General features: G+C 51.7%; 21 protein-coding genes. 1 reads left to right on the top strand and 20 read right to left on the bottom strand.

Annotation, left to right across the window (positions count from 1 at the left end):
- Positions 1-16: 16 nt before the first annotated feature.
- The gene (locus H5P27_RS08300) at positions 17-418 is read right to left on the bottom strand and encodes an Hsp20/alpha crystallin family protein (RefSeq protein ID WP_185659928.1); all 402 of its coding nucleotides are present in this window, start codon (positions 416-418) and stop codon (positions 17-19) included.
- A gap of 42 nt (positions 419-460) precedes the next feature.
- Positions 461-919 carry an Hsp20/alpha crystallin family protein gene (locus H5P27_RS08295; protein ID WP_185659927.1) on the bottom strand — a complete coding sequence of 153 codons (459 nt, stop codon included), beginning with the start codon at positions 917-919 and terminating at the stop codon, positions 461-463.
- 293 nt (positions 920-1,212) lie between these two features.
- On the opposite strand from H5P27_RS08295, the gene H5P27_RS08290 reads away from it, so the two are divergent.
- Entirely contained in the window at positions 1,213-2,367 is a 1,155-nt protein-coding gene (locus H5P27_RS08290; protein ID WP_185659926.1) for a MalY/PatB family protein, read from the top strand.
- A 33-nt stretch (positions 2,368-2,400) separates the two neighbouring features.
- Here H5P27_RS08290 and H5P27_RS08285 read toward each other — a convergent pair whose 3' ends face one another.
- The 18 genes from H5P27_RS08285 to H5P27_RS08200 form a co-directional block, all read right to left on the bottom strand.
- Entirely contained in the window at positions 2,401-3,042 is a 642-nt protein-coding gene (locus H5P27_RS08285; RefSeq protein WP_185659925.1) for a hypothetical protein, read from the bottom strand.
- A 229-nt stretch (positions 3,043-3,271) separates the two neighbouring features.
- Positions 3,272-3,763 carry a hypothetical protein gene (locus H5P27_RS08280; protein ID WP_185659924.1) on the bottom strand — a complete coding sequence of 164 codons (492 nt, stop codon included), beginning with the start codon at positions 3,761-3,763 and terminating at the stop codon, positions 3,272-3,274.
- A 42-nt stretch (positions 3,764-3,805) separates the two neighbouring features.
- Positions 3,806-4,663: a flagellin gene (locus H5P27_RS08275; protein WP_185659923.1), complete on the bottom strand. Its 858-nt coding sequence runs from the start codon at positions 4,661-4,663 to the stop codon at positions 3,806-3,808.
- A 60-nt stretch (positions 4,664-4,723) separates the two neighbouring features.
- The gene (csrA, locus tag H5P27_RS20200; protein WP_185659922.1) at positions 4,724-5,029 is read right to left on the bottom strand and encodes a carbon storage regulator CsrA; all 306 of its coding nucleotides are present in this window, start codon (positions 5,027-5,029) and stop codon (positions 4,724-4,726) included.
- 33 nt (positions 5,030-5,062) lie between these two features.
- On the bottom strand, positions 5,063-5,512 hold the full coding sequence (fliW, locus tag H5P27_RS08265; RefSeq protein ID WP_185659921.1) for a flagellar assembly protein FliW: 450 nt from the start codon (positions 5,510-5,512) through the stop codon (positions 5,063-5,065).
- 38 nt (positions 5,513-5,550) lie between these two features.
- Positions 5,551-6,621 (bottom strand): flagellar hook-associated protein FlgL, encoded by a 1,071-nt coding sequence (gene flgL, locus H5P27_RS08260; protein WP_185659920.1) that lies wholly within the window; start codon positions 6,619-6,621, stop codon positions 5,551-5,553.
- Between the two features lie 40 nt (positions 6,622-6,661).
- The gene (gene flgK, locus H5P27_RS08255; protein ID WP_185659919.1) at positions 6,662-8,116 is read right to left on the bottom strand and encodes a flagellar hook-associated protein FlgK; all 1,455 of its coding nucleotides are present in this window, start codon (positions 8,114-8,116) and stop codon (positions 6,662-6,664) included.
- A gap of 46 nt (positions 8,117-8,162) precedes the next feature.
- Positions 8,163-8,672 (bottom strand): flagellar protein FlgN, encoded by a 510-nt coding sequence (locus H5P27_RS08250; protein ID WP_185659918.1) that lies wholly within the window; start codon positions 8,670-8,672, stop codon positions 8,163-8,165.
- Positions 8,665-9,006, bottom strand: coding sequence for a hypothetical protein (locus H5P27_RS08245; RefSeq protein WP_185659917.1), 342 nt, complete (start codon positions 9,004-9,006; stop codon positions 8,665-8,667). The genes H5P27_RS08250 and H5P27_RS08245 overlap by 8 nt, the downstream gene beginning before the upstream one ends.
- A gap of 37 nt (positions 9,007-9,043) precedes the next feature.
- On the bottom strand, positions 9,044-10,141 hold the full coding sequence (locus H5P27_RS08240) for a flagellar basal body P-ring protein FlgI (RefSeq protein WP_185659916.1): 1,098 nt from the start codon (positions 10,139-10,141) through the stop codon (positions 9,044-9,046).
- A gap of 28 nt (positions 10,142-10,169) precedes the next feature.
- Entirely contained in the window at positions 10,170-10,772 is a 603-nt protein-coding gene (locus H5P27_RS08235) for a flagellar basal body L-ring protein FlgH (protein WP_185659915.1), read from the bottom strand.
- 23 nt (positions 10,773-10,795) lie between these two features.
- Positions 10,796-11,644 (bottom strand): flagellar basal body P-ring formation chaperone FlgA, encoded by an 849-nt coding sequence (flgA, locus tag H5P27_RS08230; protein ID WP_185659914.1) that lies wholly within the window; start codon positions 11,642-11,644, stop codon positions 10,796-10,798.
- 2 nt (positions 11,645-11,646) lie between these two features.
- A complete protein-coding gene (gene flgG / locus H5P27_RS08225) occupies positions 11,647-12,429 on the bottom strand; it encodes a flagellar basal-body rod protein FlgG (RefSeq protein ID WP_185659913.1) in 783 nt (260 codons plus the stop codon).
- Between the two features lie 38 nt (positions 12,430-12,467).
- Positions 12,468-13,220, bottom strand: a complete 753-nt coding sequence (locus H5P27_RS08220) for a flagellar hook-basal body protein (protein WP_185659912.1) — start codon at positions 13,218-13,220, stop codon at positions 12,468-12,470.
- A 121-nt stretch (positions 13,221-13,341) separates the two neighbouring features.
- On the bottom strand, positions 13,342-13,596 hold the full coding sequence (locus tag H5P27_RS08215; protein ID WP_185659911.1) for a hypothetical protein: 255 nt from the start codon (positions 13,594-13,596) through the stop codon (positions 13,342-13,344).
- Positions 13,596-14,378, bottom strand: a complete 783-nt coding sequence (locus H5P27_RS08210) for a flagellar motor protein MotB (protein ID WP_185659910.1) — start codon at positions 14,376-14,378, stop codon at positions 13,596-13,598. Before H5P27_RS08210 ends, H5P27_RS08215 begins: the two co-directional genes overlap by 1 nt.
- Positions 14,379-14,387: 9 nt before the next feature.
- Positions 14,388-15,248: a motility-associated protein gene (locus tag H5P27_RS08205; RefSeq protein WP_185659909.1), complete on the bottom strand. Its 861-nt coding sequence runs from the start codon at positions 15,246-15,248 to the stop codon at positions 14,388-14,390.
- A gap of 60 nt (positions 15,249-15,308) precedes the next feature.
- Entirely contained in the window at positions 15,309-16,118 is an 810-nt protein-coding gene (locus H5P27_RS08200) for a FliA/WhiG family RNA polymerase sigma factor (protein ID WP_185659908.1), read from the bottom strand.
- Between the last annotated feature and the right edge of the window lie 7 nt (positions 16,119-16,125).

Here is a 16,125-nt window from a genome sequence, read left to right as displayed (position 1 = left end):
AACCGCTTTGAATTCGCTAATCGATAGCGATTCGGCGCGGCTTCTTTTCCTCTGCTTTAGAAAGTGTTAAGCGAAGCACGCCGTACTCGAAGTCAGCAGCGATCGATTCTCCATCGACCTCCTCACTCACATCGAGCCGCAAGCGGTATACCAAACCGTCTTCGGAAACGCCTGCCAACGGATTCCAATCTTTGCGATTCACCCATTCCCGGCTTCCTAGAATTTCCAGAACGCCATCGGCCAAAGTGATTTCGACTTGGTCTTTTACCACACCGGGCAAGTCCACTTGGACTTGGTAGGCAGAGTCTTGCTCCTCGATTTGGTAGACCGGACGCACGTAGCGTACATGGCTTGATTGATTACCTTCGCTCGTTTCGGCAGTTGGCTGCCCCTTCTTGGTTACGTTAAGTAAGCTCATTTTTCCTCCTCAAATAAAATTATCGATTCCCTAGCCGGCAGCTTAGCCGATCTTGATTTGACGTGGCTTTAAGGCCTCCCGAAGCGGCAAGCTCATACTGAGCACACCATTTTCGTAGCTAGCGGAAATTTTTTCCACATCCACGTTTTCAGGCACCTTCAACTCCCTCTTATACTCCAATTTCTTGGTCTCGGATTCAGCCTTCCCTGTCCCGTCAAAAACTCTCTGGCCCGCAACAGTGAGGATACCTTCCTCGATATCGATGGTCAGATTCTCCTTTTTCACTCCTGGCATGTCGACGCGAGCAAGATACCCGCTCTCGTTTTCGTACCAACGAAGTTTCGCGGCAACAGGACCTGTTTTCACTGATGAGCTAGCCTTAGCGGGAGCTTTCCCGGCTAATCCGGAGAAAAGCGTTTCAAACTGCTTTTCCAAATCGCCCAGTCCTGCTGGCCAGTCGAATACGTAACGTGGAGTGGTGGTGGTTCTAAAGTATGTCATAATTGTTTAGGTCTGGTTGTTTCAGTTTATTTGATTGATGCCCCCTATTGTGCAGTTCTGATACCAACCTCAAATAACTTTCTACATGTTGCTATTCAGTTACTTAGCAAATTTAGAAGCAGACCATAGAGTCACAATGTCCCACATTATACCACCACAACCGTGACGGGAGCATAGAATTGTCCCAACCGGATTGCACCGGAATCCTCGACTACGCCTTAGTTGCCTCCGAGAGGGGCCTGCCGCACTTTCCGATTTACAAAATAGCCGTATTCGCCTCTGTCTGTGCCCCAATGAACAACGAGCCATCCATCTTCGACACAGTCTACGACCGTACCGAGACCGACAGCCAGAAGTGGCAAAAATACGAGGGGCAAGACATCCTTCCCATGTGGGTTGCCGATATGGACTTCCATGCTCCAGAAGTCGTTCTCGACTCGTTGCACGAACGTATTGATCACGGCATCTTCGGCTACGCGCGGCCCGAACCGAGCTGTACGGAAGCTGTGGTCGAAATGTTGGATCGCGAATACGGATGGAAGATCGATCCAAGCTGGCTGGTCTGGCTGCCCGGTCTGGTAGTGGGGCTCAACATCGCCAGCCGCGCCTTCTGCGAGGATAATCACAGTGTGCTGACCACGACTCCGATCTATCCGCCCTTTATTTTCGGGCCCAAGTTCCAGAAGCGTCCGGTCGTGAAAGCGCAGATGGCTTTGGATGGAGACCGCTACGTCATCGATTGGGATGCTCTCGAAGCAGCAGTAACCCCCGACACGAAGCTGTTCCTTTTCTGCAATCCACACAACCCATGCGCCCGCGTCTTCGAACGCGAGGAGCTCCTCAAGGTTATCGAATTTTGCGAAAAGCATGACCTCATTTGCTGCTCTGACGAAATCCACTGCGAACTCGTTCTAGACGGACGCAAACATATCCCACTCGCATCGGTATCCGAAGAGGCGAAGAAACGAGTCTTTACTTTCATAGCCCCCAGCAAAACCTACAATTTGGCAGGACTAGGATGCTCAATCGCTATCTTCCCTGACGAGCAACTGAGGCAGAAATTCCAGGCCGCCACACGTGGCATAATGGCTGAGGTCAACAACTTGGGCTACACCGCCTGCGAGGCAGCGTACCGCTACGCCCAAGACTGGAGAGACGAGCTACAAAACTACTTGGCCGGAAACCGAGATCTCATCCACGACTTTATCAAAAAAGAAATACCAGAAATCGGACTCTACCAGCACGAGGCGACTTACTTGAGCTGGATGGATGTCTCCAAACTTGAGTTGCCAAATCCCGCCGCTCACTTCGAAAATCATGGCATCGGGCTCAGCGACGGAGTTCCTTTCGATAGCAAAAAGCACCTTCGCCTCAACTTCGGCTGCCCTCGCTCTACCCTAGAAGAAGGGCTGAAACGTCTTAAAGCAGGCGTTGACGCACTTAGATAGACCGATTTGTCTAAAATTTTCCTAACTAATCCGCTAGGCATCCGCCTGAGCGGATTTTTTTTCACTGGCGTAAAGCGATAGCCGATCACAAAGCGTTGCGAGCATGAGTATGGCTTCCTGGAACCGCAGCCTCTGAACCTCGCTGACGACAACGCCCACCTCCCGGTACTCGAGAAAGCCCTTATTCAAGCGAACTGATCCACAAACCGATTGCTTCGATAAAAATTCGAGACGCTTAACGACCGCCTCGTCTTCGAACACATCTTTCAAAGAATCGGAGCTAAAAACCGTAGCCCCAGAATACAGACCCTTCACCTGAAAGCGTTGAGGGCGATCGAAGCGAGCACCTTCCTGAGTGCCCTCAAATTCCATCAAGAACTCGATATCTCCCGCAAACAATGCCTCCAAAACCAGCGAGGTCCATTCCTGCTTGCCCCCCTCCCCTTTGACGAAGTGGTCATAAAGGGACAAGGGGTAACCACGACTGTCGCCATGCAACGAACAGCGCTCACCGATACCTTTGCCCCAACGGGACTGAGTCACCCTTTTCGATAGCCCAAATCGCTTCTCCAACACTTCATATTGCCGGAGCATGAGCTCGTGCCTTCTACCGAGAAATCTCGGCAATATTAACAAGATCGCAGCGGCGACCAAACCTGCGATCAAGATTGCCACAAGAAGAGTTTCTAGCCGCAATTAGCGATAAACATGCGACTATCTGTACCACCACTGCCAATACGCACAGTAAACGGCGTGAAGCACTTTGGGCACCGGCCGACGTAAGCGGTCCCTTCATCATTGGAGTAAAGCCTGCCGTAGCAATTGCAGCTGGCGAAGCGTACTCCAAGGAAACGCTTGTTCTTTTTAGTAGTCTTAAATGATGTGCTATTTGACATGACGTCTTCTACATTAGTTCGTATTCAAACTGGCTGGCAAGCACCTGCATCGCGCCAATAACTTTGGCCCAAGAGTAATCCTCTCGCGAATACGGTTCATAGCACTCGACCACGCCGGCTTCGCCATCCTTTTGCCAGAGCATAAGGTAATAGTCCAGCCCAGGACGCCCGTCGCCATAGCTCTCACATAAGCGAAGGCTAGAGCTTTGCAGATAGTCCATGACGGGGTGATCCGACTCAACTTCGGCCTGCAAGGCATCCAGCTCTGGCTTAGGTCCCAAAGAAGCGGCATCGCTGTCTAAACGTTCCCACAATGGCTTCTGAAAACTGGCTACAGTCAAAAGAGATTTCACATCGTCATGAACGATCGAATACACCTTTTCTGCCCCTTGGGCTGGGACATGGATAAGAGCGATGTAGTCCTTGGTGAAACGGTTGGAGCGATTGCGTGGGACGAATGCGAGGAGCGCGTCGAGATACTCGTCTACTGGTGAATTCATAATCTAGTTGCTCTGGTTAACGTAGTTTCGACTGGCTCGCTTTTAGTTCAGCAGACGCAGGACTGTCTCTGGCAAGGAGTTTGCCTGGCTGAGCATAGCAGTCCCCGACTGCACCAGTATCTGATACTTGGCTAGACGTGTAGATTCTTCGGCCACATCCACGTCGCGGATTCGGGAATTCGCAGATTCGAGATTTTGGCTTTGAGTGGTAAGCTGTGTCTCCACAAATTCGAGACGCGACTGAAGCGAACCTATCTCCGCACGATTTTCAGCGATTTCCTGAATCACGGAGGTGAGATGGGTAATAGTATCCGCCGCGGAGACGGATACGCTTCCGGCTTCATCAAGCAGTTGAGCGAAGGCGGTGGAAGAATCCTTCATGTTCATCTCGGGAATGTTCATGAACTGGTCACCCGAAGCACCGACTGCAGTAGGCAAATCGCCCCGACTTCCAAACAGGCTAATTCCGTTGAACATGCCGATCGGCTCGCCGTCGACCGACCATGATGGACTATCGTTACTGCCCACTACACTGCGTAGCTGATCCTTAAGTTGCTCAAACTCTTCTTCGTACAAGGCCTTGTCACCGTCGTTCTTGGTGACGTCTCGAGACATCATGGCAAGCTCACTCATACGGGTCAAAGTTTGCGTCATCCCTTGCAGGAAGCCATCCGTGGTAGTCAGCAAAGACATGGCGTTTTGCGTGTTGGTCCGAGCCGCCAAAACCCGAGAGTTTTGCGCTTCCAACTTTTCCGAAACCGCCAACCCCGCCGCATCGTCGGATGGATTGATGATCTTGGAACCAGAGCTTAGCCGAGCCAGACTCTTGCTAAGGTGGGCTGAACTTCTTTGGAGGCTGCTGGCAGCCTCGATTGCATTTGAGTTAGTATTGATAACCATCGTACGACCTCTTCCATTAGGTTGCTTGTTCTGTCTGCTGGCAGCGGGATCACGAACGCTTCATGCGCCCTGGTTGTGCGAACCTGCCGCCGTTTCTTTAGATTGCTTTTTCGAAGCCAAGCTCTTGGCCAAACCGGAGAGCTTAGGCTTCGCAGCAGGACCATCCCCTTTGGCAGCCGCGGGCATCGCGATCGCTTCCTTGTTGGCCTTCTGCATTTCTTCAAAAAGTTCTTTTCGAACCACTGGGATAGACCTTGGAGCGTCGATACCGATCTTTACGGTGTCTCCATCGATGCGGGTTATCCTGATTTCGATGTTGTCGGCGATAACGATCGCCTCATTCACTTTGCGGGAAAGTATTAACATTTCGGAGTCCTTCCTTGGGTGCTGCTGATTAAGTTAGGATGCCACGGCGCTATCTGACAGAAGCGGGTGCCTCGCAGAGAACTTCATGTAGTTGGCGGCGATCAGCTGCTTGCCCTTGAGGGTCCGGCGGTTGATTACGATCGGGCCGATGAGGTTTACGGTTGCCGCTTCAATATCGTCATTTTTCAAAGTCACGATATTGAGAACCAGGGCATCCTCAGCTTGCGCTATTTCGAGCTTGGAAGCGTCGTCGTCGGCTATTTCCAGATCGTAGTCTGAAAGAATGGCAGTTGGCTCGATCACGACAAATCCGAGCTCATGCTGATCCGCGCAGCGAATCCACATGAAAGGCTCTTCTTCTTCGTTGATGAGCAACTCAAATCGGGTGGCGTCCTCCAATCCGATCAAGCCTCCAGGGAGGTCAAACTCCATAGGCTTAATCCAGACCTCTTTTTCAGTTTTGGAATCGGGTGCTACTTTCATGAATAGGTATTTCTCAGTGGTGGTTAGGCAATTCGCTATCAGAGATAGTCCAGGAGCGATTGGTCCAGAACCTGGCCTGCGCTCTTGAGCGAAGCCTGGTAGGCATTCTGTACTTGTGTTAGCTTAACCACTGTTTGGGCTATGTCTACGTCCGCCTCGGCGGAAATGTTCTCTTCTAGGTCCGTAAAACGCTGCTCATTAAGCGAAAGATCGAATTCGATACGCATCTGCACGGATCCTTGGCGACTTAAAGCAAAGATGAGGCTATCCTCGGAATCCTCTAGCTCCGTACGCAGCGTTCCGGACACGGCATCCGGCTCACCCGTCTCCATAGCATCTCGCAACTCAATCATGCGGTTGATGAAAGTCGCGAACTCCTCGTTGGTCGAACCATCGGTGTAAGGGCTTATCGTTCCGGTCTCAGAGAGATGAAATTCCGATCCTGATTCCGCTCCGGTGTACTCGACACTTAAGATCTTACCACTGTCAGGAAAGGCTAGATCATCTGCAGAAAGAGTAGGAGTAACCGAAGATCCACTACTATCCAAGGCTGTCACTGCGTTGGTAGCCAAATCTAGCGTATGCGAACTTCCATCTGGAGCTGTCATGGTGACGGTCCCAGCTGCTAGGTCTCGTGAAAATACGTTACCATCGTCGTCCTCCATTTCCAAGACTTGGAAGGGCTGATTCCCCGTATCCACACCTGCAAAGATGTATTCACCATTAAACTTCGCATTAGCGCTTTGCATCGCATGCTCGATGAGCTCGTCGACTTCCTCCGCATACGCTTTCATTCCGTCTTCCCCGCTCAGGCCATCCGCTAGGGTCGCGAGCTCCGAAACACGATCGGAGATTTGAATAAAATTCTGAAGCTGCGAAATCGTGGTATTGTTAATGTTCTGAGCGCGAGAGGCATTTTTCGAATACTGGGAAATACGCGCCTTCTCTTCCTGCATATCCAAGATACGATTCGCGGACGCTGAATCCTCCGAGACTTTTGAAATACGCTGCCCGGTCGCCACCTGCTCGTTCAAGGTGTTCATCTCCTTGGTCACACGTTGCAAGTGACCTAGCAGGGTGTCGGGAAAAGTGTTGTTGGTAACTCTCATTTTGTGGGAAGCTGAGATTTATTCGTATTCAGGAATTGGATTAGACTAAACGATTTACAATGACGTCCAGCATTTCGTCGATAGCGCTGATAAGCTTACCTGTCGCCTGGAACGCTCGCTGAAATTTCATCATATCGGTCATCTCCTCATCCAAAGAGACTCCCGACACTGAATCCTGCTGCTGTTTCAAAAGATCGAATACCACAGCCTCGTCTTCGAGCCTAGCTTCGACCTTCGCTACACCTTCACCGAGGTCAGTCACCACAGCGCGATAAAACGTACCAAGGTCGCGACCTCCCAGAGCATCGAGCTTTGTCTCATCAAGCTCGGCAATTGCTAAAGTCAGGGAATTGTCGCCCTGAGCCTGCTCGTCTGAATTCGTGGTACGAAGCGTCGCAGCAGTAAGTCCATCGACCAGCTTTATACCAGCTGCAGACGTATCCGTATCATCAAAGAAATTAGTGTCGTTTGGAGGATTCCCGTCGCTGTAGAGAGCGTTTACTTGCGTAACCAGTTCTTCGGCCAAGGCGTCTAGACCCCGTCTGTATTCTGCTATCACTCCATCACGGGCTTCCAAAGCGCCGGCTACGCTACCGTTACTGATTTCGATTTGCGTTTCATCGTCCCCTACAACGAACTTGGGAGAGTCCGCCTCAGTCTCGGCGTCGATAAACTTTACCTCTTGGTAACGCCCTCGCTCGACTAGATTGATGGTTGGACTATCTGCTCCCACCGTTGGTACATAAACTCGAATCTGACCCGAGCTATCGGGAATCTCCTCAGTCTTGATCTGCATGATCTCAGAGAGATCCTCGAGTATTCCCTGTCGCTGGTCCCGTAAACTCAGAGCCTGCCCGGCACTTTGGGACTCTGCGCGAGAAATCTCCGTGTTGAGACGAGCGATCTCTTCGATCATTTGATTCGCAGAATCGATATCGGTGCTCACTTCCAGACCGATGTCTTCGTGCAAGTCGCTGAAACGCTCGGAAGTGACATTTAGCTTTTCGGTGAGCAAATCCGCATTTTGCAGCAACGCTTCCTTTTCCGCATCTGATCCAGGATTCGCGGATAGAGAATGGAAAGCAGTGAAAAAACTGTTCAGCGTATCCGCGATACCACCACTAGCTGAGTCCGTTGTAGAGCCATCGATGAAAGCAGAATCGTCTGCCCGGCTGATCTCTTGTCCTAGGCTTGATTCAGCCTTTGCCAAAGCTGATTGCTGAGCCTCCAGAGAAGCGTTCAAACTGGTCTCACGCAAAATTTCACGGTCAAGAACCGTATCTCGCATTTGTTCGAAACCTTGGACTTCCACTCCCGTACCTTGCGAGCCGACCAAGGTTTGAATAACGCCATCTTCACCGATAACCACCCGCTGACGGGAGTAGTTCTCGTTGTTGACGTTCGCCATGTTATTACCCGCAGTGATCACTCCATAACGGTGAGCGGTAAGGGCTTTAGCGGCGTTGGCGAGATCGCCTATGATGTTTGCGGACATGTGGTGTGGGTGTGTATCCGTTGTTTGGTTTCGCTGTCCTCAAGTCTTAGACAAAGGCTTGATAGCGCGAGGGAAGCTTTGCCTTTACTCCTACTTGTCCCTTCTTCGTGTAGGTCTTGTTAAAATTCCCAGGCTGGAGTCGCTGCATGGCCTCATGGTTGATTTCCATCGTGCGAGAAAGCAGCATAAAGTTCTGGCGAGCCTTGTGACGAGTGCGGCTAACCATGTGATTGATCTCGTCTACCAAAGCCTGAAGCATGGGCCTCATAAAATCTGGAAAATAAGCTAACAGTTTGGACAAAGGTTGATCCTCATCTGCTCCAAATATCCGAGCCATATCGCGTACTAGCCCTTCCCGGTTTTCGCGTAGATCTCCCATTTTGGACATATAGTCCTCTATCTCAGTGTTAGTCTCGAGCACGAGTTGCGGATCGCGTTTGAAAATCTCCTCCTGCTGCCGCTCGAGCAAATTATACAGGCCTCCGTATTCTTGCACCTCATGGCGCAACAAATTGACCAGTGGGTCCCAGTTGTTTTCTGCTGGTGTGTTATTCATGGGAAGCGATTCCCTCTCCTTCGTTCAGTTCTTGGGGAAACAGTTTAGCCTGCAACACAGAGGAAAAGCCCAAAGAGCCTGCCTCCGTAATGCTGGACGCCAAACTGTCCTTTATTAAGTGTTCGTACATTGGGGTACTGCTACCGGTACCGAAGTATCCATTCTCTGGATCCATTGGCTTCAATGCTTCGTCTAGAAATTGACGCAGTAGGACTCCTTCAAACTCACCGCCAAGCTGCTCAACCTGCTCCTTTTTCGAAGCATCTCCCGAGAGCATTTGCTCCTTCCAAGCCGATCCTGTCAGTCCTGCTGCCGCTGTAGTTGTAACTTCCATTTGTTGGTAGAGTCCTATTTTCTAAAATTCGTATTTATTATTTAATCACGAGTTCTGCCTGAAGAGCGCCCGCACTCTTCATGGCCTGCAGTATAGACATCATCTCGCGAGTCGATACGCCCATTGCGTTCAACGCGTTAGTTACCTGCTGAATGGTTGGATAGTCGGGCACGATATGGAAAGCGCCCAGTTCTTCCTCCACGGTGACATTAGTGCCTTCCGCTACTGCAGTTTCGCCTACTTGGGCGAGAGGCCCTGGCTGCGAGATATTTTGCGAACGAGCAATGGTCAGGCTCAGCGATCCATGGCTAACCGCTACGGTCGACACCCTTACTCCCGCAGTCGCTACGATCGTACCCGTTCTCTCGTTAATAATAATCTTCGCAGGTGTATCTGGCTCAACAGTTATCCCTCCTATGGAAGAAATGAAATCCACTTCTCTTCCAACGTAGATCTCGGGAATCGTCACCTGCACAGCAGCCGCATCGAGAGCGAGCGTACTTGAGGGGAAAATGACATTGATACCTTCCGCTAACTTGGACGCCGTATTGTAGTCTGGGTTTCTTAGAATCAACTTAACGGACCCTCCCCTTGAAACATCCATCTCGATTTCCCTTTCCACGATAGCCCCATTGGAAATCGTCCCTACTGTTGGGTGGTTCTTTTGGACAGTCGCCCCCCCTGCTCCACCAGCCCCACCGATGTATCCGCCTACTGCGATTTGGCCTTGAGCTACGGCGTAGACTTCGTCGTCCGCACCGAGAAGAGGAGTCTGAAGCAATACTCCCCCTTGCAGACTTTCAGCATCGCCAATGGAAGATACCGTCACGTCGATACGAGTACCTTCGCGAGCGAATGGAGGAATATCGGCAGTGATCATAACGGCAGCGATATTCGCAGACTTCAATTCGTCGGGATCAACCGTAAGACCAAAGCGCTTCAGTGAATTTGCCACTGCATTGATAGTCATGGGTGAATCGCTATCGCCATCACCCGCTAGTCCCACGACAAGTCCGTATCCAACCAACTGGTTGTCTCGGCCGCCCTCCACTGAAGCAAGATCCTTGACGCGAGCGGCTTGTAAGAAGCTGGCGGATACTAGAAGAGCTGAAATGGTGAGAAGTAAGGTTTTCACTTTGGGAAAAATAGGTTTGCGACTGAGCTTACAGGACATTGGTCACGTCTACGAGGCGCTGTATCCAACCCTTAGTTTGGGCAGTCTTGAGATCGCCTTCGCTAAACATCTCGATTGACGCATTGAGCACGTTTTCAGAAGTGACTGTGTTGTCCGACAGAACATCGTCCTTGCGAACGATGCCACGAACCACGAGGTATTGCGCCTCGCCTGAGGACTTAACCTTGCGAGCGCCTTCAACGATCAGGTTTCCGTTTGGCTGAACATCGACCACCATCACTGCGACACGCGCCTGAAAGATGTTTGTATCCGCCACCGTACCGGATCCGTTGAAAGAGTCGTTCGGGTTTAGAGATATGCTTCCCGCTGCCGAACCAGTTTCTATAACATTGCCAATTACGATGGATCCTAGGTCCTGTGAAATATTTGAGGATGTGGAGGATGACTTGGAGCTTGTTCGGTTGACGATGGTCTCCTCTTCAATTTCCAGGGTAATAATATCGCCGACTTGAGCGCCGGAACGATCCGCAAACATGCCGCTTTCATTGTTCTTGGGAGAATCCCAAAGAGACTTGCCAGAAAGGGCCGTGGCAAGGAGGAGTGCTGCCGTAGTTATTAATTGCTTACACATTTTAGTATAGAAAATTTGAGGGATTAAAAAACCACTTCTACCCGATTCTCTCCTACCACCTTGGCGGAAAACTCTTTGGAAGAATCGATGTTCCTAAGAAGAATGAGGTCTCCATCGGACCCATCTTGACGAGCAATCGCACGCATGGTGATGGCAAGTAAGCCATTGACCGCGGATACCTCTACGACATCTCCTCTTCGAATGAGGGAGCGTTCCACTAGATCGCCCCAAGTAAGCGGCTTACCAGGCTGGATGTCCCGGCTGTACTCGCGTCGGAGTAAACTCTCGAGACTGGCAGGGACGGCATCTGGCTCGGCGAGCAGATCAACACGGCGGCTTTCCAAGTCAGAAGGCGATGCGATCTCTCCGCGACCCAAGCGTGTACGTGTATACCAGACCTCGCTGTAGAGATGAACTCTAAACGGGACGCTCCATTCTCCTAGGATGCCCTCCTCGTTTTCGACTTGGAAACCTACCAGTATGTTGCCTCGAGTGAGGCGGTTGGGGATGGTAACCAAGTTGATCTGGAACGGCTGCGAGTGCGAGGACAAGTCCGGCAAGTCGCGAAGCGGCACTAGGGTAAGGTCTCCTGAAGGACGCAGAGCATCTTCTAAAGAGTCTCTCAATACTTCTTCCACATCTGAGCTAAGGATGGCGTCCGCCGCAAACAGCTCACTCTTTGTGTTGTTCGTTACAATCGTATCAGTTGTCTTTTCCGAAGCGAGTTCGACCACAGGAGCAGACGCTACAACGATCTTTGCGACTGGCAAAGGCGCGAGGATTTCATCCAACGAAGCGCGCAAGGCGGAAGCGAAAATGAACACGGCAAGGCCGAGGCCGAGAGAAAGTCTAAGGAGTATCGAAATTTTCATGACTAGCGCTTCAGCTGGCTTACTTGTTGCATCATCGAATCCGAGGTCTGGATCGACTTGGAGTTAATCTCGTAGGCGCGTTGCGCTAGGATCATGTTCACCATCTCCTCCACGATGTTCACGTTGGAGGTTTCAAGGTACCCCTGCTGCAAGGTGCCGATTCCATTCTCGCCTGGAGTTCCCACGGTGGGAGCCCCACTCGCTTCGGTCTCACGGAATAGATTACCACCTAGCGCCAATAGTCCTGATGGATTGCGGAAGCGAGCCAATTGGATGTCTCCTGTTCCCAGAATGTCTCCACTGTCATTGGTAAAGGTAACGCCGCCGGTGTTGTTGATGGTGATACCATTGGTTCCATCAGGTGGCGAAGGGAAACCAACCGCTGTCATACCCTGAGAATTCGTTACGTTTCCATTCGGGCCGACTTTGAATGCGCCGTCACGAGTGTAGAGCGGCTCTCCATCAGTGCCAGTTACTTGAAAGAAGCCGTCACCCACGATTGCCACATCCATTTCCTCACCAGTCTGAGAAACCTGGCCCTGCGTGAAAACCTTGGAGGTAGACACCACCTGGGTACCTGTACCGACCTGTATACCCGTTGGGATTATATTTCCTCCCGAGTCCGCACCTACAGACTTGGGCACTTGATAGAACATATCTTGAAATTCGACCTTGCTCTTCTTGAAGCCGGTCGTGCTCACGTTCGCTATATTGTTGGAGATAACGTTGAGGTTGGTCTGCTGGGCCTCCATCCCGCTGGCCGCGGAGTATAGTGAAATGCTCATGTTCTGGTGTGGTTAGCTTTAAGAGTAGGTTAAGGGGATTAGTGGCCGCCCAATGACTGGATCGCCTTTCCGAGGGCGTCGTCATGTTGCTGGATGACCTTTTGGTTGAGCTGAAAAGAGCGAGAGACATTGATCAGGTTGATCATTTCGGTGGTGGCAGAGACGTTGCTTTGCTCCAGAGAGCCGTGGCGAACGAAACGAGAATCCGCATCGATGGCATTGCTCTTATTGTCTCCGGTAAGGATGAAACCGCCATGCGAGCGAATCATACTGCTAGTATCTTCAACAGAGCGGAGGCTGAGCTCGGCAACCTTTTGTCCGCCTTGGCGAACAGTTCCGTCCTTGGCAGCCTGTACTGGCCCACCGTCTGGAATCAGCTGAATGATGTTGCGGGTATCAGACATGACGTGAAACCCTTGCTTGCTCACGAGCTCGCCTTCGTCGTTGACCTTGAACTGGCCATCTCGGGTGTAGACCAGTTGGCCGTCATCGGCACGAAGCTCAAAGAATCCTTCGCCTTCGATCGCGAAATCGAGCTCCCCGTTGGTGGTGACAATCGAACCTTCCGAGAAGTCTACGCTGCCCACACCTTTGGTCTGGATGGAGGCATGTTCGAGAATGTTTCCAAACTGGTCCTTTACTCCTACACTTCCGGCTTCGACTCCCTCGAAAGAAAGCAAGGCCTTCTTGTAACCGGGCACGGACGATTGGGCGATGTTCTGGGCAATAGAATTGTTCCAGTTCTCGAGGCCCGTCATGGCCGCTGCGTTTTGGTAGACTCCGTTCAGCATTTGGGCAACAACTAAGCAACCCACATGCCAACGTTATAAAACCTTACTTATCAACCACTTAAAAAAGTGCAATTTCCAGTCGGCAAAAGTGCCCTAGCCATGTGGCAGGAAATGCAGCCCCTCAGTCTTCGTACTGGCAGTCGATTTCCGTGACCTGCCCACAGTTGCAAGTAACCACTATCTTGGTCACGCGCCCCCCTTCGGTCACGTAGGAAACTTTGCTGCCGCCTTCGCCGCAGCTCTCCTTTTCTTCCCTGTCTTCCGCTGGCGGAGAGGAAAGCTGGCCGAAGCTATCGCCCGAGGCCATGAGTTTGAAGGAATCCTTGGATTTCTTGGATTCCCCGAGTTGCTCCCTGCCTGAAAGATAGCTGTCCATTAGTACTCTGTGTCGACCTGAGATTCTCGTTCGGTCTCGTACTCTCGGAGATTGTTGTAGAGCTCGGTCAAGACAAGGCTTATCGAAACGCGGTCATTGGATTCAGCGGTAGGATGCATGAAGGGCAGCGGTTCCATGGTGCCATGAGCGGTCACGGACTTGAACTGTCCCGCATGTACCCCATATCGCTCGAGCAAACGGCGGGTAGAATTTGCCCGATCACTAGAAAGTTCCCAGGCCGTATACTCCCAGCCATCACCTTCGAATCCTTCTGACACGTAGCCGTCGACCCGAACCATGAATCCGTGACGCTGAACAAGCCAGGAAAGCGTTTCGATCACAAAGGAGCCCCAAGGCGTATAATCGGCCGTATTTTCTACGAAAAACGGATGAGCATCCCGGTCGTAAAGCGTGACTCGCAGCCCATCGCTGGTCACGTCTAGATCGACAGGTTTCTGGTCCGGGTTGGCGCTTTCGATGTTCAGCAAGCGCATGAACTCCTGGGCCATATCGTAGAGAACCTTGAAATCGGAAATCTCCGCCTTGCCCTTGGACTGTCCATCCTGATTGGACACTTGCCCCTCCGCGGTGCTCTCGATTACCCCCATTGAATTGTCCATCGGGGTATTGTATGGATCCTGAAAATAGCGAGCCAGATCCTTCTTCAAGTTTTCGTCCTGGGAAGTCAACCAGAGTACCATGAAAAGCGCCATCATCGCGGTAACGAAGTCCGCGTAGGCCACTTTCCAAGCCCCACCGTGGTGTACGACCTGCTGTTTCATCTCTTCGGATTAGCCCGAGGTTGCGGACTTCAAAATGTTTTCCAGATCGTCCGCGCTTGGTACCATGCTGGCTTCAAGACTACGGCGTGCGAGCTCGACGGCCATGATTGGCGCTAGGCCACGAGCAAAGGCGCCGATCGAGCGGGACATACAAATGTAATAGGTTTCTTCCGCTTCGTTACCAAACTCGATAAGGTTGCAAAGCGGATTAATAAAGCCGTAGGCGATGAAGATACCGAGGAAGGTACCTGTCAAAGCCGCGGAAATACGACCACCGATCACCATAACGCCCTGGTCCAATACGCTCATGGTTAGGATGATACCCAATACCGCCGCAACGATACCAATACCTGGCAGCGAGTCGCCGAGGAGGTGGAGCACGTTGATAGGTCCATGCGCTGCGTGTTTCTTGGCATCGATTTCCGCCTTCAAGAGTGGCTCCAACTGATCTGGCTTGATCTTGCCATCGATGATCGGACGCAGAGCCGAGCAAAGGAAGGTGACCTTATCCTTATCCGCTAGGAACTTAGGGTAGTTCGAAAAGATAGAGCTCGATTCAGGAGAGCTGACATGTTCATCCAAAGCGAGCAGACCATTGCGGCGTCCAAGCATGAAGAGCTCGTACATGACCTTCATGAGGTCCAAGTAGTCTTCCTTGCCCGGGCCCGCCCCCTTAAGGGCTCCGATGGTCGCGTGGATAGTATGGATGAGCACGTCCTTAGGAGCGCAAATCACAGCCACACCACCCGTGATGCCAAAGATAGCAACGAATTCAGGCGGGTGCATCAGAAGGCCAAAATTACCTCCAGACATCAAGAACGCGCCAAAAGTCGCGCCCAGAACTATAACTGCTCCGATTATTACAAACATACTTCGTGGTCTCTCCTATCGGACGACCGAACGAGAACTTTACTCAGTTCGTGGCGAATCCTACTTATGCATCACATTTGTGATGTAGCTTCTCAGACTTATGATAGCCTGTGAGTGGATCTGGCAGATACGCGACTCGGTGAGACCGAATACTTCAGCTATTTCCGCCAAGCGCATGTCCTGGAAGTAATACATCGCCAATACCTTTCTTGGCGTCTCGGGAAGCTGGTTAATACGCTCTGCGACCAGACGAGTTACCTCGTCCTTTTCCATCTTGGAGGTCACCGGCACGACATTGTCGTCGGGAATGACTTCGTACAAGTCAGCTCCCTCACCATCGTCCCCACCCGCGGCGGCATTATCCAACGGCAAAAAGCTAACCGGACGGGTTTCCGCCATCAACTGGTCGTAGTCCTTGCGGCTTAGACCAAGTTCGGCGCGGATTTCCTCTTCCGTGGCAGGACGGCCTAGGCGTTGCTCGACCTCCTCGATCGTCGCGCGGAGCTTCTTAAAATTGGTACGGGCATTACGTGGCATCCAGTCCATTCGACGGAGCTCGTCGAGGATGGAGCCGCGGATACGCATGGCGGCATAGGAGCCAAAAGATTTCTTCTGAGCGGGGTCGTATTTTTTCAACGCGGCGATCAGACCGGTGATACCGACGCTGTGCAGATCCTGCTCGTCGATGTGAGGTGGCAAGTTGATTTTGATTCGAGCCACAATAGAGCGGACGAGCGGCATGTAGGTCTCGAAAAGCTCGGCCTGCTGCACCGGTGGCTTGGAGGATTCCCCCACTCCGTAGGCCTTAGCTGCCTGCGCTCTCTTTCCCTTTGAACTGTCTTTCCTCTCCTTCACGTTAATGTCATTCATAGTTGGT

Origin of the sequence: Pelagicoccus albus (assembly GCF_014230145.1) — a bacterium.
Lineage (GTDB): Bacteria > Verrucomicrobiota > Verrucomicrobiia > Opitutales > Opitutaceae > Pelagicoccus > Pelagicoccus albus.
This window is presented reverse-complemented; position numbering and strand designations above follow the sequence as displayed.